The sequence below is a fragment of the Okeania sp. SIO3B5 genome (genome assembly GCF_010692555.1).
Classification (GTDB): domain Bacteria; phylum Cyanobacteriota; class Cyanobacteriia; order Cyanobacteriales; family Microcoleaceae; genus Okeania.
The window spans coordinates 1-5,955 of sequence record NZ_JAAHHG010000587.1; the positions used below are offsets into that span (position 1 = coordinate 1).

Genomic DNA, 5,955 nt, shown 5'->3' on the forward strand with positions numbered 1-5,955 from the left:
AAACGCTCAAAAAGGAGCGTATTTTAGGCGCATAGTTGGGCAGAACAATCTTGGGACAAAACTTAGCTCCTACTTCCTCGCTCATTCCCCGTTCCTCCTGTCTCCTACCCCAGCAAAAAGACTTTCCATACGCAAACCCTACCTACTATCTGAAAGCTTTAACTATTAGGTTTAAGATATGACTTACACACCTACTTTAACTCCACCATCTCTTCTGGAATTAGCACGTTCTGGTGATTTTAAGGCGATTAGTTACTGGATAAATAAAGAATTAAAACCTCAAGGGATATCGGCTCGTGTAGCTAAAGAAAGGACTGGATATTTACAAGTTTTAGTAGAGTTTCAGAAGGAACCTCCAACAGATAGATTAATTAAGTTTATTTGTCACCAACTTTCTCAACTAAATTATCCTTTGCTAGAAAGAGTCAATATTATAGGGCGTTTTAGGGGTTCACCCAATATCCTCTGGAAACAATCTGTAAGAATTACACCAAAAAGAAAATTAAATAATCAATCTAATATTCCCACCAAAAGTAATAATTTCAAATTTCAAATATTCCGCTCGTTAATATTAATAAGCTCAGTGGTGGCTACCTTTATATTGGGTTGTTGGGTAAGTTATTATGAAGTCCTAGTGCGAAATTCAATTTCATCGGTAGAAACTGCTGCTGGAAAAGTACGAGTGATTAATGATATAAGGGTAACAAACCCAAATGATCCTACGGTTACCTTAATGTTTGGTGGAGATGTCAATTTATCCCATCCAGTTTCTGATGTAGTAAAAAGGGATTATAAGTTACCTTTTGCCAAAATGGATGAGTATAGAAAAGCCGATCTGGCAATGGTTAATCTTGAAAATCCTCTGACTCGTTCTACTATTAGCGGTACAAACATTCATAATAAGCTAACAGTAGATTCTAACTATGTCAATGTCTTGTCTTCTGGAGGAGTGGATCTAGTTAATTTGGCCAATGACCAAAGCATGGCCAATGATCAAAAAAGCTTAGTTGAAACAATAGATATTCTAGAGCAGGCAAAGATTCATTCTGTAGGAGCGGGCAAAACCAAAGATGAGGCCAGAAAACCAAAGATTATTCAGATTAAAGGCCAAAAGATTGCCTACCTGAGCTATGATGATACAGATATTCAACCAAATACTGGGATAGTAGGGGTTAACAGTCGCAATAAAGATCAGATAGCTACAGATATTCAAATTCTGAGAAAGCAGGTAGACTGGATTATTGTTAACTATCACTGGGGGGTAAAGTTATCAGAATATCCTGGAGACTGGCAGATGGATATAGCAAGATCGACAATCGATCAAGGTGCTGATTTAGTGGTAGGACATCACCCTAAGGTACTGCAGGGAGCAGAAATTTATAAGGGGCAGCCTATTATATATTCTTTGGGTAATTTGATTTCTGGAGATACTTCTAACAAAGAGAGTGATTATGAGACAGCAATCTTGAAAGTCTCTTTAAAACCAGGCAAAATGAAGATTGAGTTTTTGCCAATAGTGGTTAGCAAATTCCAACCTCAAGTTATTAAAGGTAAAAAAGGAGAGGAAATTCTTAGACACATTGCTCAAATTTCTAGTGTTTTTCATCAGCCCATGAGAACCCCTCTCAAGATAGATAAGATAAATTCTTTTGTAGAGTTTGCTGGTAATAACTCTAATCTAAATAGATCTAACTCTAATATTTTATCAACTCCAACTTTACCTGAGTTGCCACCTAGAAGGACAGAAAATGGGCAAAACTCCACTAACGATCCTCAGAATTTGTCTGAAGGAGAAGTTGGCGTAGATAGTCAGAATAGTTTTCCTCTACCACCAATATTGAATCCTGAAGCAACTGCTAAAGAAGCAATAGAACCTTTTATCAAAGAACCTTTTATCAAGGAACCTTTTATTGAGTTGCCACGTTTAAGAATTTAATTAAAATCATACAAACATGAATAACTATAATAGCTATGGCTACATACTCTGTTTTTTCTATTCAATTATTCCTGTGGAATGATTATGAAAATAGGAGGTATACAATGATGTAGAATAAAGTGCAAAATAAAAATACTATCTAAAAAAAATTGATGGTTTCTCGGAAATTACTATACTTTAATCATATAAAAACTAGAGGTTTAAATAATTATTGGGCAAATCACCAAGCAAGTTGATTTTTATTTCTAGTTATCATCACCCCATGCCCAATATTCAATAATCAATTCCTGAATTAAAAACTGTGTTTGCCATCGCACTTCAAAAAAAACAATACAAAACTTATACCCTCTCTGATTTAGGATTTAATTCTAGTATAAATGTTATTCCAGAGAGAGGAGGCATAATTACAAGTTGGTGTATTAATAATCAGGAGCTACTTTACTTTGATTCCAAAAGGTTAGAAAATCCAGAATTAATAGTAAGAGGTGGTATACCTATCCTGTTTCCCATTTGTGGGAACTTGCCGAATAATATATACAAATATAATGATAATAATTACTTTCTCAAACAACATGGATTTGCACGAGAACTACCTTGGGAAGTCATAGAAAAGTCTACTCAAGACCGTGCTTCAATAACTCTAGTTTTAACCAGTAATAAATTAACCAAAACTGTTTATCCCTTTGACTTTAAATTAACTTTTACTTATCGAGTAAAAGGTAATTCTCTAGAAATATTCCAAGTTTACACCAATTTGAGCAATACACAAAGGATGCCATTTTCTACAGGGCTACATCCTTATTTCTTTGCTCCAAATAAATATCAGCTTCGCTTTGATATCCCTTCAATGCAATATGTGGAGAGAAAAACAGGAACTGTCCACGATAATGATGGTAAATTTGACCTTAACCAAGACGAGGTGAATGCACTATTTGGAAAATTAACAGGCTTGGCCACTACTGTTTACGACCGGAGCCGTGGCCTCAAGATTATTCTAAGTTATACATCTGCTTATTCAAATATGGCTTTCTGGACAGTTAAAAATGAAGAATTTTATTGTTTAGAACCATGGACAGCTCCTCCAAATTCTCTAAATACAGGTTATCGGTTGATTGATTTAGAGCCTGGAGCTTCCTGTGAAATGGTAGTTAGACTCACTGCAACATTTTTGTAATGCTAGCACATTATTATATATATTTATAGAAGGATTCACTAATTAATATCCATTAGTTAAGTTTTCCTTTGATTTGTCCCTTAGCCATAAGCTTAATCATAGATAAAGAACTAAATTGTCCATAAAGTTTTTACAATATCTCAAAATTTTTTTCTGAAAGGTATTGCAATATTAATAATGACTATGCTATCTTTAGTATAAGTGTGAAATAAAACATAACTGGGATGGGTCGCTAGCTCAACGGTAGAGTACTCGGCTTTTAACCGATTTGTTCCGGGTTCGAATCCCGGGCGACCCATTAATATTAAAAACTTCAAGACTATCAAGAAATGCAGTGTGCAGAAGGGAATTCTGACTCCTTACCTATTCTCGCGACCGAAGGGAACAAGGGCATATAGCACTACGCGCAAGTCAGAAGTAATGCCTGACTAGCTTTAAAGATTTTATAGATATCCTAATCTATTTGGGTAGTGCTATACCGTCACTAGCGTTGCCTACAATTTGGTGGGGTATAAAACCCTATCAAATTGTTCCTTCTGCCCTCTGCCCTCAGCATAAGTGCCTTTGTTTATTGTAGCAGTTTTCAAATAGATAGACTAAAGTGGCCAAAGTATTCTCTGACTGTTTGCTCCCTACTACCTATCAAATTGGTTTTTCCATTTGTCATGGAACGCAAACATCCCGAAGCTCCTATGACCGGAGATCATGGCTCTTCAACCAACGTTGAGATAAATTTTTAGGGACAAATCTAAGTTATAGATAGACAGAATCTTAAATATGTCTTAATATTGTCGTAAGAATTAAGCTTAAGTAAACCAAATTTACCAAATTAGCACGGGAGCATGAAAGCCATTGTCTTTGAAGCGATGGATGAAATGCGACTCGATGGATTTTAATCCATCCTATCTTTTTCTTTCTTGGGAAAAGCCGTGCACTGAATCAAGAAGTAAGCACGACACTTAATTCTGATTTAAGTCGAGTGTCTAGGGGCGTTTTGACTCGTCCCCAGAAGTTAAAATTCTGGTCAGCTAAAAAGACACTACCCAATGTGGTTTTAACCCATTGCGCAGTATCCTTTTAGAATCCCCGTCGATTTATCGCGGGCAGAAGTCAATAATCGGCTAATAACAAAAAATATAGGAGGACAAGGTATGGCTATCGTACCAATGCGGTTATTATTAGACCACGCAGCAGAAAACGGTTATGGCATTCCTGCATATAACGTCAACAATATGGAGCAAATTCAGTCCATTATGCAGGCTGCTGATGAAACAAACAGTCCTGTAATTCTGCAAGCTTCCCGTGGAGCACGTAAGTATGCGGGTGAAATTTTCCTACGTCACTTAATTATTGCTGCCGTAGAAACATATCCTCATATTCCCATAGCCATGCACCAAGACCATGGTAATGCACCATCTACTTGCTATTCTGCTATGCGCCATGGTTTCACTAGCGTTATGATGGATGGCTCCCTAGAGGCAGATGCTAAGACTCCTGCTAGCTTCGACTATAACGTTAATGTTACCGCTGAAGTAGTTAAAGTTGCTCACTCCATTGGTGTAAGTGTAGAAGGAGAATTAGGTTGCTTAGGTTCTCTAGAAACTGGTATGGGTGACAAAGAAGATGGCCATGGTGCAGAAGGCGTTCTTTCTCGCGAACAACTTTTGACAGATCCAGATGAAGCTGTAGAATTTGTAGAGCGTACTCAAGTAGATGCTCTAGCAGTTGCTATTGGTACTAGCCATGGTGCTTACAAGTTTACCCGTAAGCCTACAGGAGAAATTCTAGCTATTAGCCGCATTGAAGAAATTCACCGTCGCCTACCTAATACTCACTTGGTTATGCATGGATCTTCTTCTGTACCTCAAGACTTGTTGGAAATGATCAACCAATATGGTGGTTCAATTCCAGAAACTTATGGTGTACCAGTAGAAGAAATTCAAAAAGGAATCAAGAGTGGTGTTCGTAAGGTAAACATCGATACTGATAACCGTTTGGCCATTACCGCTGCTATTCGTGAAGCTGCGGCTAAAGATCCTTCTAACTTTGACCCTCGTCACTTTATGAAGCCTTCTATCAAGTACATGAAACAGGTTTGTGCCGATCGCTATCAACAATTTAGTACTGCTGGTAATGCTAGCAAAATTAAGGTTCAAACTTTGGATGAGTTTGCTGCTAAATATGCTAGTGGAGAATTAGCTGCGACTACTAAAAAAGCAGTAGCAGTCTAAATTTCTGAAATATTTAATTAATTAGTTTAGTTGATGAGAAGCCCTAAAAATAATTAGGGTTTCTCTTTTTTTAAAGTAAAAAGTCAAAAGTCAAAAGTCAAAAGTCAAAAGTTAGAATTAATCGCTTCGATGCCATTTCTTAGTTCATAACTTATCTTATTAATCAAAAGGATATCTTCTGTAAAATCTTTTTATCGCACCTATTATTAGTAACATTATTTTTCACATTGGTATTAACTTCTCGATATTTCAAGGTTCTGACTTTCCTAGGTGATGCTGCGCAAACAGGCAGAAGTACTGATAACTGATAATTGAAATTACTCCTACCCCTACTAAAAGACTTTTCAGCAAACCCCCTAATTAGGGCTTACTGATTTAAATATCAAAGCATTTACAGATAAAGGTTTTAGCCTTTTTAGGGTCGAATTGCAGTGGGCCTGTTTCAATCTAAAACACTCAAAAAGGAGCGTATTTTAGGCGCATAGTTGGGCAGAAAAATCATTCTTACAATTCTTACTCCTAACTCCTCTAAATTCCCATGTCTCCTGTCTCCTGTCTCCTGTCTCCTGTCTCCTGTCTCCTGTCTCCTGTCTCCTGTTTGCTACAAACCCTAA

The 5,955-nt window shown here is 36.9% G+C and carries 3 protein-coding genes and 1 tRNA gene; all 4 read left to right on the forward strand.

The genetic code is table 11. From position 1 onward, the window contains the following. The first annotated feature begins 178 nt into the window (after positions 1-178). The 4 genes from F6K54_RS38785 to fba all read left to right on the forward strand — a co-directional run bounded on the left by F6K54_RS38785 (position 179) and on the right by fba (position 5,341). The gene (locus F6K54_RS38785; RefSeq protein ID WP_293089478.1) at positions 179-1,936 is read left to right on the forward strand and encodes a CapA family protein; all 1,758 of its coding nucleotides are present in this window, start codon (positions 179-181) and stop codon (positions 1,934-1,936) included. A 301-nt stretch (positions 1,937-2,237) separates the two neighbouring features. Beyond that, the gene (locus tag F6K54_RS38790; RefSeq protein WP_293089480.1) at positions 2,238-3,110 is read left to right on the forward strand and encodes an aldose epimerase; all 873 of its coding nucleotides are present in this window, start codon (positions 2,238-2,240) and stop codon (positions 3,108-3,110) included. 226 nt (positions 3,111-3,336) lie between these two features. Continuing rightward, positions 3,337-3,408 (forward strand) — tRNA-Lys (locus F6K54_RS38795). Positions 3,409-4,261: 853 nt separating this feature from the next. Continuing rightward, positions 4,262-5,341, forward strand: a complete 1,080-nt coding sequence (gene fba / locus F6K54_RS38800) for a class II fructose-bisphosphate aldolase (RefSeq protein WP_293089481.1) — start codon at positions 4,262-4,264, stop codon at positions 5,339-5,341. Positions 5,342-5,955 lie beyond the last annotated feature (614 nt).